The organism is Cupriavidus metallidurans CH34, from assembly GCF_000196015.1.
GTDB classification, from domain to species: Bacteria; Pseudomonadota; Gammaproteobacteria; order Burkholderiales; family Burkholderiaceae; genus Cupriavidus; species Cupriavidus metallidurans.
In genome coordinates this window covers 3,247,796-3,262,605 of sequence record NC_007973.1, presented here as the reverse complement: position 1 = coordinate 3,262,605, position 14,810 = coordinate 3,247,796, and the positions used below count along the sequence as shown (strand labels likewise).

Here is a 14,810-nt window from a genome sequence, read left to right as displayed (position 1 = left end):
TCCGCGTTTCTCAAACCGCTACCGCATGGGAGCGATAACGGCAACATTTAAGCCAGTTTGCTTCTCTTGATCTGAGAAGTCGAGGCGGATTTCAGCACCGATGCGATTGGCAATCGTCTGGACAATGGATAGTCCCAGACCCGAGCCGATCTGCTCGCTCCCCAGCGTGCGGTAGAAGGGATCAAACACTCGATCCCGTTCAGCCAACGGAATGCCAGGCCCACTGTCCTGAATACGTAGTACGACCTTCCCTTCCGAAACACCCACAGAAAGATCAACACGCCCTCCCTCTGGCGTGTAGCGGATGGCGTTATCGACTAGGTTCTTGACCACAGCGATCATGTCCAGCTCGCTTGCCCACACTTCGGCGTCCAGCGCGCCTTCGACACCGATGTCGATGTGCTTGGCCTCGGCCAGCGGCATGAGGTCTTCCAGCACGCGGCGGTAGATGCTCTGGACAGATACAGGCGACTTCGGCAGGTCGGTGGCCGACTGTGCCTTGGCCAAGGTCAAGAGTTGATCGAGCAGGCTGCGGCCGCGCTCGATCCCTTGGCGCAAAACCGTCAGCCGTTCGCGCGCCACGCTGGACATTTCCGCTTCCGCGAGCCGTTCTGCTTGCAGCGACATGGCTGTCAGCGGCGAACGTAGCTCGTGCGCGGCATCCGCCACAAAGCGGCGCTGAGATTCCATCGACTGGCTGACACGAGCGAGCAGGCGATTGATCGCCACGACAAACGGACGTACCTCGACCGGAAGGTGGCGGTCTTCGACGGGATGCAGTTCCTGCTCTGCCCGCTGGTCTATTTCCTTGGACAGCGCCGCGATGGGCTGGAACATCTTGCGCACCAGGTCAGCAACGATCAACAGCAGCACCGGCACGAGAATCAAGAAAGGCATCACCGTGCGCAGTGCCCCGTCGCGGGCAATTTCATTGCGGAAACCGGACTCCTGAGCCACAGCAATGCGTTCGCCGCTCGCCGTGGTCTTGACCAGCACGCGAAACGTCTCGCCACCAACTTCCAGCGTGTGCAATCCATCCGCCAAGGTCGCCGGGAGCGGGAGCACGCCTCCTGCATCCACGCCTACCGTAGAGGGACTGACCTCACCCAAGCGCTGGACGATCACGCGCGACTCTTCATCGACATCCTTGAGACGGATATCGGTGGTTGGCACGGCAGGCAACAAGCGCTGGCGATCCATGAGCTGCGCCACCTGGCGCAGTACATCGTCCTGTAGTTCGTGCGCTTCATCGAAGGCGGACAGGAACGAGAATACGCCCGCCACAACGGCCACCACGAGGATGGCCAGCGACAAGGTGAAGGACAGCTTGAGCTGAACTGATTCGTTCAAGCGCCTTTTGAGACCATCCATCCGACCCCCCTGACGTTCTTGATGACCTCGCCACCGAGCTTGCGCCGCAGTGCGTGGATTAGATATTCGACGGCATTGCTTTCGACTTCTTCCCCCCAGCCATAGATGCGATCCTCCAGTTCGCTGCGCGAAAGGATGGCACCAGGCCGAACCAGCAAGGCTTGCAGTAACGAGAACTCGCGGTTGGACAGTTGCACTTGGGGGCCATCATTGGCACAAGCCTCTTTGGTGGCCGGGTCAAGCGTCACCACGCCGTTGCTGAGCACGGGAGCTGCCGTGCCACCTTTGCGCCTCAGGACGGCGCGCATCCGGGCCAGCAGTTCCGCCATCTGAAAGGGCTTGGACACATAGTCGTCGGCCCCGCCATCCAGGCCGCGCAGGCGATCATCCAGACCATCGCGAGCCGTGATGATGAGCAGGGGAACCGGGTTGTCCTTGGCTCGGATGCTGGCCAGCACCTCCAGCCCATCCTTTCCGGGCAGACCGAGGTCGAGTAGCACCAGGTCGTAATGCTGGCAGCCCAGCGTGGTGAGCGCCGTCTGCCCGTCCTTCACCCAGTCGGCGGCGTAGGACGCATCCTTCAATGCGCCCTGGATCGCGTCACCGATCATGGGATCGTCTTCGACAAGCAATACCCGCATTCCCCCTCCGTTCAATCGTTGTTCAATGTGCCGTCCTGGCTGCTCTCTGCCTGAACAGCAGGATCGCAGTCAGCATGAAGGCCAACAGTGCGGCCGATGCCGAATAGCGGCTCAACGCCAGACCACCCGCGCTCAGTGGCTTGTCCAGAAAATCCCCGACCACGGCACCCAGCGGGCGAGTCAGGATGAACGCCGCCCAGAACAGCAGCGTGCGGGACACGCTCGTCCAGTAGTAGGCTGCCACGACCAGCGCGAGCAGCCCGCCGAACACGACGGCCGCACCCGTGTAGCCCAAGCCCGCCGTGTCGGCTGTCCAGTCGCCTAACGCGGTGCCCAGCGTTTGGGAGAACATGATCGTCAGCCAGTAGAAGGCTTCTGCCTTGGGCGAGCTGACCGTGCTCACCGACACGGAGCCGAGGGTGCGATGCCAGACGAAGAGCGAGCCGAGCAGCAAGGCCAGCAGCAAGCTCGAACCTCCAGCGTACCCGATTCCCAGCGATCGATCCGCAAAATCGGCCAATGTCGTGCCGACCGTGGTCGTGGCGATGATGGTTGTCCAGTACAGGAAGGGATGGAAGCCTTTGGCCTTGACCTGCGCGACGACGGCAGCCAGGAAGATCGCCGCGAAGATGGCTGTACCGACCAGGTAGCCCAGGTTCATGGACATCGAAACCGCATCACCGCCAGTTTCACCGAGCGTCGTGGCGGCAATCTTGATGAGCCAGAAGCCCAGCGTGACTTCGGGCACCTTGGCCAGCGCGTGTTCAGTGGATGTTTTCATGGGGCGCGCTCACTTTCCTTCGAGCGTGTTAAAGGTTTTCAGCAGGGCATCCATCGCAGCCTTGCAGTCAGCCTGGCTTGGCGTGTCTGCGCGAAGCGTCGCAAGCGACTTGTCGATGGCCTTGTCGAGCAGATGCCAGTCATCTGCCGCGCGCGGTTTGAGTCCGGCTTCGGCCGAATCCCATGCGACTTCCAAGTCCTTGATGCGTGACTTGGCAGCAGGCAGATCGCCCTTGTCAACGATGGCGGCGACATCAGTGGCGATGCTGCGGAAGGCCGACAGGTCGCCCAGCTTGGATGCAGTTTTGACTTGCAAGGCCGAGACAGTCTGGGCCGGTGTAGTTGATGCCGAGCTTGCGTTGTTCTGATCGGCAGATTTGGAACAACCAGCCGCGAGGACCACGAGCACGGCGGCCGAAATGGCGGCAACAGGGCGAGCGATTGAGTGCTTTATGAGCATGTTTTTCTCCTTGTGTAGAGCGAAGATGGTTATTCGACGAGCTGGGCCGAGCGGCGTCCATTCATGCCGATCTGCGCGACGGCCACCAGCATGACGATCACCGTGAGGAACAAGGCGCTTGTCCACATGGCACCCATGCCAAGGCCGCCATAGGTCTTGGCCTGAGTCAGCAAGTCGCCGAGTGCGGCCCCGAAGGGGCGGGTCAATATGTAGGCGATCCAGAAGGTCAGAACGGCGTTGCCGCCCATGCGCCAGGCGGTATAGGTGATGCCAATCAGCACACCGAACGCCACCGCGCCCCAGGTAAAGCCCAAGCCCAATGCCTCGGTCGCCAAATCGCCAGCAGCCGTGCCCAGCGCGAACGTGCAGAGGATGGCAGCCCAATAGAACAGCTCCCGGCTGCGCGTCACAATGTCGTGAATGGACAGGGTGCGCTCGATCCGATACCAGACGAAGAAGATCGCGGCGAGCGCAACGGCGAACGCCGAGGTGCTGATGTACAGGCTGACGCCAAGGCCATCGGTCAGCAGATCGGTGATCTGGGTGCCGACCACGCTGACCAGTACCACCGTCAGCCAGTAAATCCAAGGGGTATAGCGTCGGGTGCGCAACTGCATGAACAAGGCGGCCGCCAACAGGGCAGCCATGACGGTTCGAGTCACGCCTTGCCCCCACCCTGCGTTGACCGCCAGGAAATCGGCTCCCGTCTCGCCCACCGTGGTGGACATGATCTTGATGATCCAGAACGACAGCGCGACTTCCGGGACTTTATTGAGCCAGCCAGTGGTGCTGCTCGTGGGCAATTTGTTCATGGTGTTCTCCTGCCGGGGGTGAAATGGTTTGCCAGCAGTTTGAACATGCTGACTTAGCCCGCCCATAGGCTCACTCGCGCACCCATCCAAGCGCGATCAACCCGCTGAAAAGCCGCCGATGGATTCCGGTGGAAAGTTGATAACTTGGCAATAGATACCAGTGTGCTTCACGTAACGTCAGCCAGGCACAGATTGCAGCAACGGCGATGGCCCCGAGCATGTCGAATGGGAAGTGCACTCCAAGGTAGATGCGCGCCCAGGCAATGGGAACGCCCAGCAAAGCCAAAGTCACGCCTGCAATTCGTGGGCCTCGTTGCAGCGCGAGGCTGAAGGCAACCGCCCACCACAGCGTCAGGTGATCGCTTGGGAAAGACGAATCGGCAACATGAGGGATGAGGGTGTGACCCAGGCCGATCATGAAAGGTCGAGGATGCAACCAAGCCAGGCCGATGATCTGGTTGATGAGCAGGCCCAGCAATCCCGATGCGCTAGCAACGAGCATCGTCTTGCGGGTAGGCTCGCCGCCGCGAAGCCAGCCGATGCCGATCAGGAGTGGAACCGCCCAGATGAGCTGTTCGGCAAAGAAGGTGGCCAACGTCAGAGCCAAAGCACTGGGATGCTCCGGTGCGTTGAGCCAGAGAAAAAATGTATGGTTGAGTGATTCCATGAGGTCTCCGGGCCGGATCGCCTCCGAGGGAAACGATCCGGCCATACTGTCGGGAGTCAGTCCCGCTTGTCGTGGTCATCATCGTGATCCGCCTTGTCCTCGGTAGACGAGATGACCGTGCCCTTGTCGGCATCGACCCGGACATCGAAGACCTTGGCCCCGCTGACGACTTCCACGTCGTAGACCCAGCCTTGCTTCGAGTTCTCGTACTCGGCGCGTGACGCCTTGCCATTGGCGTGCTGCTCGGCGACGGTGACCGCCTGAGTGAGGGGAATCTTGGCCTTGCTGATTGCCAGTGCGTCGTTTTCCATACCGCCATTGGCGGCGTAGGCGACCGCGCCGGTTGCAGCGATGGCGACGGCCAGAAGGGAAAGTTTGGTATAGCGGTACATGATGCTTCTCCAGAAGAGTGCAGGGATTTGCACAGTGGAGAAGGTACGCAGGCAGACTTAGCTCGCACTGAGCCGGGAAGTTTTCGCTCTCGCCGATGTAGTGTTATCGACTCCTGACAATTGGTGCAGTCGTCTTCTGAAAATGACACTACCTGCTGGCATCGAACGGCAGGTACACCAAAACCGCTTGCTCAAGATCGCCCGCGAGGGCGGCCAGATGACGCCCGCCGACCTGGCCAAGTTCGAGTCGCAGCGGCGTTACGCCACCTTGGTAGCACTGGCCATCGAGGGCATGGCCACCGTCACTGATGAAATCATCGACCTTCACGACCGCATCATCGGCAAGCTGTTCAATGCGGCCAAGAACAAGCATCAACAGCAGTTCCAGGCTTCCGGCAAGGCGATCAACGACAAGGTGCGGATGTATGGGCGCATCGGTCAGGCGCTGATTGAAGCCAAACAAAGCGGCGGCGATCCGTTCGCCGCCATCGAAGCGGTCATGCCGTGGGACACCTTCGCCGCCAACGTCACCGAGGCGCAAACGCTGGCGCGGCCTGCCGATTTTGATTTCCTGCACCATATCGGCGAGAGTTACGCCACGCTGCGCCGCTATGCGCCGCAGTTCCTGGACGTGCTCAAACTGCGCGCCGCGCCCACCGCCAAGGGTGTGCTCGATGCCATCGACGTGCTGCGCGGCATGAACAGCGACAGCGCGCGCAAGGTGCCCGCCGATGCGCCAACCGTATTCATCAAGCCGCGCTGGGCAAAGCTGGTTCTGACCGACGAGGGTATTGACCGGCGTTACTACGAGTTATGCGCCCTGTCGGAGCTGAAGAACGCACTGCGCTCTGGTGATGTTTGGGTGCAGGGTTCGCGCCAGTTCAAGGACTTCGACGAATACCTGGTGCCGATCGAGAAGTTCGCCACCCTGAAGCTGGCCAGCGAATTGCCACTGGCCGTGGCCACCGACTGCGACCAATATCTGCATGACCGACTGGAATTATTGGAGGCGCAACTCGCCACAGTCAACCGCATGGCGGCGACCAACGACTTACCGGATGCCATCATCACCACTGCATCGGGCCTGAAGATCACGCCGCTGGACGCAGCGGTGCCAGACGCCGCGCAAGCCTTGATTGACCAGTCGGCGATGTTGCTGCCGCACCTCAAGATCACCGAGTTGCTGATGGAGGTCGATGAATGGACGGGCTTCACGCGCCACTTCACACACCTGAAGACCGGCGACACGGCCAAGGACAAAACCTTGCTGATGACGACGATTCTGGCTGATGGTATCAATCTTGGGCTCACCAAGATGGCCGAGTCCTGCCCTGGCACCACCTACGCCAAGCTGTCTTGGCTGCAAGCCTGGCACGTTCGCGACGAAACCTATTCGACGGCGCTGGCCGAGCTGGTGAACGCACAGTTTCGACAACCCTTCGCCGGAAACTGGGGCGACGGCACCACGTCATCGTCGGACGGCCAGAACTTCCGAACCGGCAGCAAGGCAGAGAGCACCGGGCATATCAATCCGAAGTATGGAAGTAGCCCTGGGCGGACGTTCTATACCCATATCTCCGACCAATACGCGCCCTTCAGCGCCAAGGTGGTCAACGTCGGCTTGCGCGACTCGACCTATGTGCTCGATGGCCTGCTGTACCACGAGTCTGACTTGCGTATCGAGGAACACTACACCGACACGGCGGGCTTCACCGATCATGTGTTCGGCCTGATGCACTTTCTGGGATTCCGGTTCGCGCCGCGCATCCGCGACCTGGGCGACACCAAGCTGTTCATTCCCAAGGGCGATACTGCCTACGATGCACTCAAGCCGATGATTAGCAGCGACAGGCTGAACATCAAGGCTATTCGCGCTCATTGGGATGAAATCCTACGGCTGGCCACTTCGATCAAGCAGGGCACGGTGACGGCCTCGCTGATGCTGCGCAAGCTCGGCAGCTATCCGCGCCAAAACGGCTTGGCCGTCGCCCTGCGCGAGCTGGGGCGCATCGAGCGCACGCTGTTCATTCTGGATTGGCTGCAAAGCGTGGAGCTGCGCCGCCGCGTCCATGCGGGGCTGAATAAGGGCGAGGCGCGCAACGCGCTGGCCAGGGCGGTCTTCTTCTACCGATTGGGTGAAATCCGCGACCGCAGTTTTGAGCAGCAGCGCTACCGGGCCAGCGGCCTCAATCTGGTGACGGCGGCCATCGTGTTGTGGAACACGGTCTATCTGGAGCGTGCCACCAGTGCTTTGCGTGCCCACGGCAAGGCGCTGGACGACACGTTGCTGCAATATCTGTCCCCGCTGGGGTGGGAGCATATCAACCTGACCGGCGATTACCTATGGCGCAGCAGTGCCAAGGTCGGTGCGGGGAAGTTCAGGCCATTGCGACCGCTGCCACCGGCTTAGCGTGCTTTATTTTCCGTTTTCTGAGACGACCCCTCCATCAACGGTGGGACTTGGGCGTCGGAGAACCCGACCACTGAGACAGTGGCGAGGGCCCACCCTCGTGGGTTTGCGAGTTGCTGAATGGCACCGTCATAGGCCCCAAGCTTGGTGAAGGCAAGAGCCTTGGTGGAATCACGGCTGGACGTCCAGGCAGTACGCAAGCACTTGCTTGCAATCCACGCGGTATAGCCAGACGCGAACAGCTTTAGGCCAAATTGCCCGCCAGCAGGAATCTCATAGGCAACCGCGACTAGCACGGAGCTGGTAGTGACGACGATGGAGAAGCCAAGACTGGTGCCGAGCGTGTAGCCAAGCGCTCCCCTAACTCCGTACGTCGCTCCAAGATACAAGCTGTACAGGGAGCTTGTCGATGGTCCAACGGTATTGGCTACGACGAAGAGTAAGAGTGGATCCAACGGAGTCACTTCCCACAGGCGCAGCCATCTAGGCCTGTTTGACTGACAGCATGGCTGCTAACGATAGGCTTGGCATGAATGATCCACTCGGGCCCTGTCGCCAAGTTCGTGAATCTTTAGGCCAGGCCTCTTCTCACCTCTTTTGCCAAGTCGAAAATCGTTGCTATCAGCGGAGCGTTCTGTCGTTCGCGACGACAGATGAAGTCGACGTGGGTGGCCATTGCTGTATCCAGAATCTTCAGCTTCACAAGACGCGGATCTGGAACATAGGCTGTCTCGGCAACGACGCCTAGTCCTATTCCTTGTGCGACTGCCTCGCGGACAGCCTCCCGGCTTCCCATCTCCAGCGCAACCTGGATGTTGATATTGCGGGCAATTAGCTCGCTCTCGAAGACTCTTCTTGTCGTTGAACCTTCCTCACGTATGACGAAGCGCTGGCTCTGAAGGTCCTTGAGCACTATCTCACCGCACCGGGCTAGGGCGTGCTCTCGGTTCGCAAAGACCACCAGGCGCTGTGACCTGTATGGCATGCAATGGAGTTCGGGGTGCTCGGCGTGATTGAGGACCACGCCGACATCACCCTGGTAGTCGAGGAGCTTTTCCGTGATTGAGCGGGAGTCGCCTACACGGACAGAGACCTCGACCTGGGGATGGCGGCTCCCGAAGGCCTTCAGAACAGGGACTACGTTGTACGGGCCGATCGCGTGAATCACAAGACGCCCGACGAATCGGTTTTTGGCTGCTGCCAAAAGGGCGTGCGCATCTTCCTCGCCGCTGAATGCCCGCCGCGTGTAGTCCAGCAGAGTCCTGCCAAAGGTAGTCAGCTCAAGCCGGCGGCCTTGACGAAGAAAAAGCTCCACGCCGTACTCATTCTCCAGGCGCTGAATATGCGCTGAGATGGTGGGCTGCTGTAGATCAAGCAGCTTCGCAGCAGCAGTCATGCTTCCGGCCCTTGCCGTCGCATCAAAGGCTTTCAAAGCCGCAAGTAGCGTGAGTCCAGACATAGGTGTTATCTATAGATACCCCTATTTTTCGGGGTGCAAGTTTCATATTGATGACACGTTCCACGAACAAACTGCACGCATGCCTAGCCGTATCGAACTTCTTTCTGCGGCAAATGTGCGTCATAAGCGCTCTCGCGCTGCTCGCAGGCAGAAACTTGCAAAGGTAACAACATGAAGTTGGAGAAGGACCGAGACGTTCTGAGTCTCAAGGGAGTTTCCGTCCGCTACGTTGACTCGACCGTGGCCTTGCACCCGACGAGTCTGGATGTGAAGCAGGGAGAGTTTTTGGTGCTTCTGGGCGCCTCGGGCGCAGGGAAGTCCACCTTGTTACGAAGCATCAATGGACTGGTGCTGCCCACAAAAGGCGAGGTATCGATACCTGGCCTGGCAGGTGGGGTAGTCAACGCAAAGACGCTGAGAGAGCACCGCAAGCGCTGTGGGATGGTTTTCCAGCAGCATCATCTGATTGGACGTCAGTCGGTCCTCAGGAATGTTCTGATGGGAAAGCTCGGTGACAGGGGTGCATTCGCTTCGCTATGGCCGTGGAGCAAGAAGGACAAGCTGGAGGCGCTCACAGTGATTGAGCGTGTCGGGCTGCTCGAAAAGGCGCTCTCCCGGGCTGATGCCTTGTCTGGGGGGCAGCAGCAGCGCGTAGGCATAGCTAGGGCGCTAATACAGAAGCCACGAATCCTGCTGGCCGATGAGCCTGTTGCCAGCCTGGACCCGGCAACCGCACATAGCGTGCTCACCTTGTTGCATGAGATCTGCAAAAAGGACCACCTCACCGCAATCGTGAGTCTTCACCAGGTGGAGCTCGCGCGCTCGTTTGCAGACCGAATCATTGGGCTCCGCCAGGGAGCTGTTGTATTCGAGGGTAGGGCAGAGCAGCTGAGTCCTGATGTTGCGCGGAACCTCTATGCAAAGCAGTCCAACGCTTCCAACACGAGTGCGTCCACTGATAGCCCCCGAACTCTTCAATCCAGTCAAACCAAGGAGCTCTTGCCATGCTGAATCGCCGTAACTTCTCTCTTGTTGTCAGCGCAGCTTCTTTTGCTGCACTCCTTCCTCTGTGGGCTCATGCGCAGGGAAAGGATCCATCAAAGCTTCGTGTCGCCCTTCTTCCAGATGAGAACGCTGCCAGCATCATCCAGAACGCGCAGCCTCTTAAGCGCTATCTTGAACAGCAGCTCAAGAAGGATGTTGAGATTGTGGTGACTACCGATTACTCCTCGATGATCGAGGCAATGCGGTTCGGTCGGATTGAGGTAGCGTACTTTGGACCGTTTTCGTACGTTTTGGCCAAATCTAAGGCGTCCGGGATTGAGCCCTTTGCGGTGGGCGTTGAACGTGGGTCGCCCACATACCAGTCGGTCCTCATCGCAACGGCCGGAGGGCCGGTGAAAACGCTTGAAGACGTGCGCGGCAAGCCCTTCGGATTTGGCGACCAGGCGTCCACATCAAGCCACCTTGCACCACGTGCACACCTGCTCAAGAAGTACAAGCTTGATGGTGAGAAGGACTATCGGCCAGTTCACCTTGGGGCACATGACGCGGTCGCACGTGCGGTGCAGTCGGGTCAGATTCCAGCCGGGGCTCTGTCCAAGCCGATTCTGGACAACCTCATCGCTCGAGGAAGCATTGATGCCACGAAGATTGTTCAGCTTGACCTTTCTGCTCCCATTCCAAACTATCCGGTCGTCATGCAGGGGGACCTCAAGCCTGAGCTCAAAGCTGCCATCCGCTCTGCCTTTCTGGACATGAAGGATGCTGAGGTGCTCAAGGCGTTTCGTGTCCAGGCGTTTGCCGCCACTGATGACGCTGCATATGACGTCCTTAGGGATACCGCAACCATCCTGAAGCTTGATTTGGGCCGTATGCAATGACCTCGGCTGCATTCGAGAACATCATCAGTCGCGACAAGCGGGAGCAGTTCATTGGACTGCGCAATACAGCGTTCGTCCTTCTGGTTTGCCTTGTAGCCCTGTACGTCACGGGGTTCTTCGATGCACAGCGGTTCATCGAAGGCGCCCCGGCTGTCAAGCAGCTCTCATCTGAGATGGTCCCTCCCAACTTCGACCGCTGGGAGCACTGGGTCATCCCGCTGAGGGACACCTTGGCGATGTCGATTGCCGGCACAGCACTGACTATCGTGCTTTCACTTCCGCTGGCGCTCCTGGCGGCTCCAAACACCACCCCCAATCCTTTGGTGGGAAGAGTGGCCAGAGTCATCCTGGCGGCATTCCGGTCCGTGCCAGAAATCATTCTTGGCATTCTGTTCGTGGCAGCCGTAGGGTTTGGTGCTCTACCTGGGGTGCTCGCACTAGCGTTGCATTCCACGGGAATGGTCGCAAAGTTTTACGCGGAAGCCATTGAGCACGTGGATCCGAAGCCACTTGAAGCAGCTGCTGCGGTAGGCGCAAGCCGCTTTCAGGTCATCTCGCATGCCGTTATCCCCCAAGTCCTTCCACAGTTGGCAGACATAACCATCTATCGCTGGGAGTACCACTTCAGGGCCTCCGCAGTACTTGGCATTGTCGGTGCAGGTGGCATCGGCTTCGAGCTGATGGCAGCACTTCGCCTTGTCAAGTATGACGAGGTCTCAGCCATCCTTCTGTCGATTCTTGCCTGTGTCCTCGTGGTTGACAGCATTGGATCGATGCTGCGAAAGCGTCTCAAGTAAATCGAAAAATGAATCATCGGAAAATCGTCGTAACGCAGCCAGTTCATGAAGAGGTTCTAAGGAAGCTCCAGGCTGAGGGTGAGGTCATCATGAATCCAGGGCCTGACCCCTGGAGCCCCAGCCAGCTCAGGGAGTACCTCGTGGATGCTGATGCCATGATGGCCTTCATGACAGACAGTGTGACCAAAGAGTCGCTGCTGAACGCTCCCAGGCTCAAGACCATCTCCTGTGCACTCAAGGGGTACGACAACTTCGACCTGAGGGCTTGCGCACAAGCCGGGGTGAGCGTCACCTTTGTTCCTGACCTCCTCACAGAGCCCACAGCCGAGCTGGCCATCGGATTGGCTATTGCTGCTGGCAGGAACGTGCTTCAGGGTGACGCCGCTACAAGAGCAGGCTACTCTGGGTGGAGGCCAGCTCTATACGGAACCGGGCTTCATGGGTCGGTGGCCAGCGTGATCGGTCTCGGAAAAGTTGGGCAGGCCATATTGGCGCGACTCGCGGGCTTTGGCTGCGCGCGGCTGCTTGGTGTAGACCCAAGTGTGCGTCTAGATCAGGTCGAACTGGTCACGCTTGATGAGGCTGTCAGCACATCGGACTATGTGTTCCTGGCAGTGCCTCTTGTTAGCGATACGCGCCACCTGGTTGACTCCAGGATGCTTCAACTATCGAAAAAGGGCCAGATCCTTGTAAACGTGGGTAGGGGGTCTGTGGTCGACGAAAGGGCGGTTGTCGATGCCTTGGCGAATGAGCAACTTGGCGCGTACGCCGCTGACGTCTATGAGATGGAAGATTGGCTACTTCCAGACAGACCTCGCGAAATTCATCCGGGATTGACCAACAACGCCAGAACAGTACTCACTCCCCACATCGGCTCGGCTGTGAGACGCGTACGGTTCGAAATTGAAATGCGGGCTGCTGAGAACCTAGTCCGCTCACTCAGGGGCGAGAGTTTGAGTGATGTTGCTGTCGAGGCCAGCGCGGCAGCATAGGTATGGTTGCTCGGCGGTTTGCACGCCAGCTGAAATGGGCGCGGCTTCAGAGCCTATGTCCTATGGCTGGGTGCAACCTGCCCGTGTGATGCCATCCTGCTCGCCAAGGGGAAATGACTTGAGTCATCATCGAAGTGGTTTAGCGATGATGTTCTCTGCACGGCGCAGCTCATGGGGTAAGCCCAAATGGGCGCATGGCAAACACCAGATACTTCGAGGGGTCAGGCTACAACACTGATCGTTCTTGGCCTCTGATAGTGGTTTCAACCCAGGACGTTTCAGCTGAGGTCATTACATTCGGCTCGTAGTAGAGGTGACGCTGCTTTGCGAGTTCTTGGACTGCACGGCTGAACCCTAGGTCTAATACAACCGCACTGCGCAGAGTGTTGAGATGCACCGCCGAAAGTGTCTCCCTCGCCCCTTTAGGGTCTGCCTTAGAGTTCACGCAGACGACGAGGTGCGTTGTCGCCGATAGACTGCTTTGATGCATCTCAATGAATCTAGGCTGTTGATTTCCACGCAGAACTGACCCGCCGGGGATGCGGACAAAAACTTGGACTACCAGGGGAGGTAGTTCATGTACTCATACGCAGACAGGATTCGTGCAGTTGCGCTTTACATCAAGCTTGGCTTGCGTGTCAGAGCCACGATTCGCCAGTTGGGGTACCCAACCAAGAACGCATTGAAAGGCTGGTATCAGCACTACCTGAAGCATCAGGATTTGCCAGCAAGCCAAGCTCCAAGAGCACCAAAATATTCGCTGCAGCAAAGGCAGGTGGCTATTGCTCATTACCTCGCCCATGATCGCTGTATTGCTGCAACGATGAGGGCTTTGGGTTATCCGGGTCGAGGAACGTTGACTGCGTGGGTTCGGCAAGACTGCCCTGACACCTGCAAATCGAGAGTAGGCAGATCTTGGCCGGCTACAAAGCCTGATGCCTTGATGTGTGAGGGCGTGGTGCAGCTGTGTGCCCGTCGATCAAGTGCACAGCAGATTGCGGACAAGTTAGGGGTGTGTAGGGGGACCTTGTACAACTGGAAAAATCAGTTGCTTGGCCCTTGTGCCCCAGCCTCAATGAAACACAGTCCAAAGCGATCGCCAGTGTTGGATGAAGCAGCACTCAGGCGCCAAGTTGAATCATTGCGCCAGGATGTTCGGCGGCTGAAGATAGAACGTGAGCTTCTCAAGCAGGCCCATGAAATCTTAAAAAATGGGGCTGACATTGATCTGCATAGGCTGGCAAACAAAGATAAGGCTGTGCTGGTTGAAGCGTTGCACGGGCAGTATGAATTGCCAGAACTGCTTTCTCTTGTTGGCCTTGCTAGAAGCTCGTATTTTTACCATCGTGCTCGGCTGAAGCTGGCTGACAAATACGTTGATTTACGCCGAAGCATCACAGAGATCTTCGACAACAACTACCGTTGCTATGGATATCGCAGGGTGCAGGCATCTCTGCTCAAGGAGTGCACGGGCATCTCAGAGAAGGTGGTTCGTCGGCTGATGAAGCAGGAGGGGTTGATCGTGGCCAAGCCCAAACGCCGCAGATATAACTCCTACCTTGGAGAGATAGGTGCCGCCCCGCAAAACCTCATCAATCGAGACTTCCGTGCCGCTGCGCCCAATGAGAAGTGGCTCACCGACATTACTGAACTCCAGATTCCTGCTGGCAAGGTTTACCTGTCGCCAGTCATTGATTGCTTTGACGGGCTGGTGGTGAGCTGGTCGATTGGGACTCATCCCAACGCACATCTCGTCAACACAATGCTGGATGCGGCCATTGATGCTGTTCAAGGCAGCGAGAGCCGCCCTGTGATTCATTCTGATCGTGGAGCTCACTACCGCTGGCCAGGCTGGCTCTCGAGGGTCCATGATGCAAAGTTGACTCGCTCGATGTCTCGCAAAGGGTGCTCACCAGACAACGCTGCGTGCGAAGGCTTTTTTGGAAGGCTAAAGATGGAGCTGTTCTATCCCAACAACTGGCAATCAACAACGATTGAGCAGTTCATTGAAGCTGTCGATGCGTACATTCGTTGGTACAACGAAAAACGTATCAAGGTATCTCTGGGACGTTTAAGTCCTGTGGAATACCGGCACAAACTTGGCCTAGCCGCATAAAACCAGTCCAAGTTTTTATCCGCACCCCCA

General features: G+C 58.3%; 13 protein-coding genes and 1 pseudogene. 6 read left to right on the top strand and 8 right to left on the bottom strand.

All coding sequences use genetic code 11. The features are described from left to right. Window positions 1-18: 18 nt before the first annotated feature. From RMET_RS15060 to RMET_RS15030, 7 genes are all read right to left on the bottom strand, one after another. On the bottom strand, window positions 19-1,371 hold the full coding sequence (locus RMET_RS15060; RefSeq protein ID WP_029310059.1) for an ATP-binding protein: 1,353 nt from the start codon (window positions 1,369-1,371) through the stop codon (window positions 19-21). Beyond that, window positions 1,347-2,012 (bottom strand): response regulator transcription factor, encoded by a 666-nt coding sequence (locus RMET_RS15055; RefSeq protein ID WP_005797956.1) that lies wholly within the window; start codon window positions 2,010-2,012, stop codon window positions 1,347-1,349. The genes RMET_RS15060 and RMET_RS15055 overlap by 25 nt, the downstream gene beginning before the upstream one ends. A 22-nt stretch (window positions 2,013-2,034) precedes the next feature. Then, entirely contained in the window at window positions 2,035-2,793 is a 759-nt protein-coding gene (locus tag RMET_RS15050) for a COG4705 family protein (protein ID WP_005797954.1), read from the bottom strand. Between the two features lie 9 nt (window positions 2,794-2,802). After that, window positions 2,803-3,252: a hypothetical protein gene (locus RMET_RS15045; RefSeq protein WP_005797953.1), complete on the bottom strand. Its 450-nt coding sequence runs from the start codon at window positions 3,250-3,252 to the stop codon at window positions 2,803-2,805. 29 nt (window positions 3,253-3,281) lie between these two features. Continuing rightward, a complete protein-coding gene (locus RMET_RS15040; RefSeq protein WP_005797951.1) occupies window positions 3,282-4,064 on the bottom strand; it encodes a COG4705 family protein in 783 nt (260 codons plus the stop codon). A 70-nt stretch (window positions 4,065-4,134) separates the two neighbouring features. Continuing rightward, complete coding sequence (locus RMET_RS15035; protein ID WP_011517526.1) at window positions 4,135-4,731, bottom strand: undecaprenyl-diphosphatase; 597 nt, start codon at window positions 4,729-4,731, stop codon at window positions 4,135-4,137. Window positions 4,732-4,787: 56 nt separating this feature from the next. Continuing rightward, on the bottom strand, window positions 4,788-5,123 hold the full coding sequence (locus RMET_RS15030; RefSeq protein ID WP_011517525.1) for a PepSY domain-containing protein: 336 nt from the start codon (window positions 5,121-5,123) through the stop codon (window positions 4,788-4,790). A gap of 142 nt (window positions 5,124-5,265) precedes the next feature. Here RMET_RS15030 and RMET_RS15025 point away from each other — a divergent pair. Continuing rightward, window positions 5,266-7,533 (top strand): annotated as a pseudogene (locus RMET_RS15025) (Tn3 family transposase); the annotation flags it as partial. A 571-nt stretch (window positions 7,534-8,104) separates the two neighbouring features. Here RMET_RS15025 and RMET_RS15015 read toward each other — a convergent pair. After that, entirely contained in the window at window positions 8,105-8,992 is an 888-nt protein-coding gene (locus RMET_RS15015; protein WP_027011074.1) for a LysR substrate-binding domain-containing protein, read from the bottom strand. 171 nt (window positions 8,993-9,163) lie between these two features. On the opposite strand from RMET_RS15015, the gene phnC reads away from it, so the two are divergent. The 5 genes from phnC (at window position 9,164) to RMET_RS14990 (ending at window position 14,780) form a co-directional block, all read left to right on the top strand. After that, window positions 9,164-10,003 (top strand): phosphonate ABC transporter ATP-binding protein, encoded by an 840-nt coding sequence (phnC, locus tag RMET_RS15010; RefSeq protein ID WP_003056095.1) that lies wholly within the window; start codon window positions 9,164-9,166, stop codon window positions 10,001-10,003. Beyond that, on the top strand, window positions 9,997-10,875 hold the full coding sequence (gene phnD, locus RMET_RS15005; RefSeq protein WP_003056094.1) for a phosphate/phosphite/phosphonate ABC transporter substrate-binding protein: 879 nt from the start codon (window positions 9,997-9,999) through the stop codon (window positions 10,873-10,875). The genes phnC and phnD overlap by 7 nt, the downstream gene beginning before the upstream one ends. Continuing rightward, complete coding sequence (gene phnE, locus RMET_RS15000; RefSeq protein WP_003056093.1) at window positions 10,872-11,672, top strand: phosphonate ABC transporter, permease protein PhnE; 801 nt, start codon at window positions 10,872-10,874, stop codon at window positions 11,670-11,672. The genes phnD and phnE overlap by 4 nt, the downstream gene beginning before the upstream one ends. Window positions 11,673-11,680: 8 nt before the next feature. Beyond that, complete coding sequence (locus RMET_RS14995) at window positions 11,681-12,664, top strand: NAD(P)-dependent oxidoreductase (protein ID WP_011517523.1); 984 nt, start codon at window positions 11,681-11,683, stop codon at window positions 12,662-12,664. A gap of 577 nt (window positions 12,665-13,241) precedes the next feature. Beyond that, the gene (locus RMET_RS14990; RefSeq protein ID WP_003056089.1) at window positions 13,242-14,780 is read left to right on the top strand and encodes an IS3 family transposase; all 1,539 of its coding nucleotides are present in this window, start codon (window positions 13,242-13,244) and stop codon (window positions 14,778-14,780) included. Window positions 14,781-14,810: the final 30 nt, after the last annotated feature.